Raw genomic sequence first — 4018 nt, 5'->3', positions numbered from 1 at the left:
CCCAGAATTTTACCACCGAAGCATATCCCGCCGCCCGTAGAACAGGTAGCGGCATCGGCCACGCCATCGGCATTTTGTTCAAAGCCTTCTTCCTCTTCATTGCCGGACTCATCGCCTTTGGTCTGATCATGGGGCTGGCAGGCCTCGCCTTCCGCGGAGACGGCGTACTCGACCTGAAAAATTATCTCCTCGCTGGCTTCTGGCAGAATTTTCTCGCCTGGACCGCCTTCGCCCTCTTCCTGGTCATCCCGGTCATCGCCCTGCTCACCTGGCTGATCCGCCGGATCACGGGCGTCCGCTCCCGCAACCACTACCTCGGCTATACGTTTGCTACCCTATGGGTGATCGGCCTGTTTTCCTTTATCGCCCTGGTTGGCATGGTGATGAGCAATTTTCGGTCAAGACAGCATGTGGAAGAAGAATTCCCGCTGACCCAACCCGTCCATGGAAAACTGGTCGTGATGGCAGCCAAAAGCGATAACCAGTTTTATGACAATGACTGGTGGTTCGACGGCGACTGGCGGAGCCGCGGTCCTTTCTTTAACCTGAATGAGGACAGCCTCCTGCTCGCCACGATCCGGGTGAACCTGGTGAAGAGCGAAGACAGCGCCTACCACGTACAGGTGGTCCGCTTCAGCCGTGGCAGCAACCCAAAAGTGGCGCACGACCTCGCACAACAGATCGCTTTCCCCGTCCGGCAGACCGACAGCATCCTTTACCTGCCGCATGGATTCGCCATCACACAGGGCCAGAAATTCCGCAACCAACAGGTCCTGATCGCCGTAGCCATTCCCATCGGCAAGAAGATCGTTGTCAATAGCACCATAAGAGACTATAAATGGTTCTCGATCAACTCCAATGGCCGGCATATCCAATGGAACAGATGGAGCGACGACTGGAACCGCTCCGGCGACGACGACTTCGACATGATCGACAATAGCTACTCCTGGAACAGCAATATCGAATATATCATGACGACAGACGGACTTGTGCGGACGGACAAAAAAAGCACCGACCGCCGGGACAAAGACAAGGCCAGGGAAGACCGCAACTACAAAGACAGCAACTCCGGGGATGACGACGACCCGGGCTATCGGAACCGGGACGACAAACCGGCGACTCCCGCAAACCCTGACCGACCCGGTTACCGCTATAAAGCCCCCGAACACCCAAAGACCAAACCCGCCGTCGACACACCCGACCAGAAGAGCACGACGATGGTGATGGCCCCCGACAGCCCGTCTTTATTGCTTATATCGGGCTTTTTTAACTAGTATAAATTTGAAATCAGCACTATTTCAATAGTTGGTTGAAGTTGGAACAGCTCCGCCGGCAAGGGCCGCGGAGCTTTTTTTCGCTTCCCCGGCGCAAAAAAGCTCCAAAGACATTAGCCCCGCTAGACCGCGTTAGCGGTCGTAAGCCGGGCGACCAGCGCAACAGCTCCCTCCAAAAACCAACATCTTCTTTTGCAAGCTCCCCCGCAAACCATATTTTTGCCGCCAAATTCACTTCAATGAAGCACACCCCTTTCACAGCCAAACATCTCGCGTTTGGCGCAAAAATGGCGGAGTTCGCCGGCTACAACATGCCGATCTCCTATAGCGGCATCAACGATGAACACCAGACCGTAAGGACCAATGCCGGCGTCTTCGATGTCAGCCATATGGGCGAATTCATCCTGAAAGGAGACAAAGCACTCGACCTCATCCAGCGCGTAACCACCAACGACGCCTCCAAACTGACCGCCGGCAAAGCCCAGTACAGCGCCCTGACCAACGAAAAAGGCGGTATCGTCGACGACCTGATCGTCTACTGCCTGGAAGAAAATAAAACCTATATGCTGGTGGTCAACGCCGCCAATATCGAAAAAGACTGGAATTGGATCGCCCGGCACAATACCCATCACGCCGAAATGCACAATATCTCGGACAAAACCTGTCTGCTCGCGATCCAGGGCCCCAACGCCACCCGCCTCATGCAGGCCCTTACCGATCTCGATATCCTCAACCTCACCTATTATACTTTTGTAAAAGGCGCCTTCGCAGGAGTTGACAATGTGGTGATCAGCGCCACGGGATATACCGGCGCCGGGGGCATCGAGATCTATTTCGAGGACAAAGACGACGCGGCAGAAAAGGTCTGGAACAAAATTTTCGAGGTGGGTACACCCCAGGGCCTGAAACCCATCGGATTGGCAGCACGCGATACCCTGCGGCTCGAAATGGGCTACTGCCTCTACGGCAACGATATCGACGATACGAGTACCCCCCTCGAGGCCGGACTGGGCTGGATCACAAAATTCACAAAGGAGTTCACCGCCCGGGCGATCCTGGAACAACAAAAGGCGGACGGCATCGGCAAAAAACTCGTCGGCTTCGAAATGCTCGAGAAAGGTATCCCCCGGCATGACTACGAGATCAAGGATTTCTCCGGCGCCGTGATCGGGAAGGTAACCTCCGGTACACAATCCCCAACCCTGGGCAAGGCGATCGGAATGGGTTATGTACGCCCCCCCTTCTCCAATATCGATAGCAAGATCTACATAAAAATACGCGACAAGCTGCTCCAGGCAAGGGTTACCAAGCTCCCCTTCAGTTAATGGGCAGGTTAAAAACTCGTTTTTTATGATCGGTGACAAAGCTTGGAATGATTTTTTCTTACAAAAGGGGCATCGGTCTGCAGCCCGGCGGCCCGTATTGCGATCTATCCAAAAAGCCAATAACGAGGACCCACCCATGCCTACGATCCATCTGACAACCTTTATTGCCGCACCCGCCGACCGGGTATTCGATCTTTGCCGGAGCATCGAGCTCCACCGCAAAACGATGGCTCACACAGGAGAACAAGCTATCGCCGGCACCACCAATGGCCTGATCGGTCTGGACGAAACGGTGACCTGGAAGGCTAAACATTTGCTAAAGATCCGGATCCTGAAGTCAAGGATCGTTTCAATGGTCCGGCCACTGTCCTTTACCGATGAAATGGTCAGCGGGGATTTTAAAAGCCTCCGCCATGAACACCACTTCAAACGGATCGACAACGGAACCCTTCTCATCGACCTGTTCCACTTCGAAACGCCCTATGGCGGCCTCGGAAAACTGGTCAATCAAGTATTCCTAACCCGGTATATGAAGAATTTACTGGAAACCCGCAACGGCATGATCAAAGATTACGCGGAAACGGAAAAATGGAAATTTATTTTGGATTAATAAAAGCTACCGAACCCCTACATTTGCGTTATCCCGGTTATGACAAATTCCAAGCCCAACTTACATACCGCTTTATCTCCTGCCTTGCTTCATTTGTATGATCTGAATCACGCCATCGTGGTCATCATCGATGTCCTTCGGGCAACTTCCACTATTGCAACAGCCTTATACAACGGCGCCAAATGCGTGATCCCCGTGGATAGCGTCGCCAAATGCATCGAACTGGGCCGCCAGATCGACGGCATCACCGCAGGCGAACGCGATGGCCGGATCGCCGAAGGACTGGAACATGGCAATTCCCCCTTCGAATACCCCCGCGAGTTCGTCGCTGGCAAAACGCTGGTTCTTACCACCACCAACGGCACAAAACTCCTCCACATGGCCCTCGACCGGGGCGCCGGCCAGATCGTCACCGGCTCCTTTCCCAATCTCGGCGCGATCTGCCGTTACCTGACGGCACAAAACCTGCCGGTCGTCCTGGGCTGCGCCGCCTGGAAAGACAAGATCAATATCGAAGACCTCTTATTTGCCGGCGCAGTGATCAACCAGGTAAAAGATCATTTTCATATCAATTGCGACTCCTCCAGGGTCGCCGAGACGATGTACCTCGACGCCCGGGTAGATCTTTTTGAATTCATGAAGAACAAACAAGCCTCCCACTACCTCCGGCTCAACGGGTTTGGACTGGAAAAGGATATCCGGTACTGTTTGACGCCCGACCTGGCCAACGTTCTACCGTTCTACGAAAACGGCAAGCTGATCGTACTCTAACGATTCCCTCCCAAATTCGTAAGCACACCCCCACTAAA

The 4018-nt window shown here is 53.9% G+C and carries 4 protein-coding genes; all 4 read left to right on the top strand.

Annotated elements, in window-relative coordinates; translation table 11 throughout:
* A partial coding sequence (locus VGM48_RS03370) for a hypothetical protein (RefSeq protein ID WP_331576303.1) occupies nucleotides 1–1274 on the top strand: 1274 nt, incomplete at its 5' end.
* Between the two features lie 239 nt (nucleotides 1275–1513).
* On the top strand, nucleotides 1514–2599 hold the full coding sequence (gene gcvT, locus VGM48_RS03365) for a glycine cleavage system aminomethyltransferase GcvT (RefSeq protein ID WP_331576302.1): 1086 nt from the start codon (nucleotides 1514–1516) through the stop codon (nucleotides 2597–2599).
* 136 nt (nucleotides 2600–2735) lie between these two features.
* Entirely contained in the window at nucleotides 2736–3209 is a 474-nt protein-coding gene (locus VGM48_RS03360; RefSeq protein ID WP_331576301.1) for an SRPBCC family protein, read from the top strand.
* Nucleotides 3210–3248: 39 nt separating this feature from the next.
* Complete coding sequence (locus tag VGM48_RS03355; RefSeq protein WP_331576300.1) at nucleotides 3249–3980, top strand: 2-phosphosulfolactate phosphatase; 732 nt, start codon at nucleotides 3249–3251, stop codon at nucleotides 3978–3980.
* Nucleotides 3981–4018: the final 38 nt, after the last annotated feature.

The organism is Puia sp. (genome assembly GCF_036500295.1).
GTDB lineage: Bacteria > Bacteroidota > Bacteroidia > Chitinophagales > Chitinophagaceae > Puia.
The sequence above is the reverse complement of the archived record's forward strand: the minus strand, read 5'-3'. Positions and strand labels throughout refer to the sequence as shown.

Bases quoted from the DNA above. Each gene is read 5' to 3' on its own strand.
- VGM48_RS03355 (WP_331576300.1), top strand. From the start codon at position 3,249: ATGACAAATTCCAAGCCCAACTTACATACCGCTTTATCTCCTGCCTTG.
- gcvT (WP_331576302.1), top strand. From the start codon at position 1,514: ATGAAGCACACCCCTTTCACAGCCAAACATCTCGCGTTTGGCGCAAAA.
- VGM48_RS03360 (WP_331576301.1), top strand. From the start codon at position 2,736: ATGCCTACGATCCATCTGACAACCTTTATTGCCGCACCCGCCGACCGG.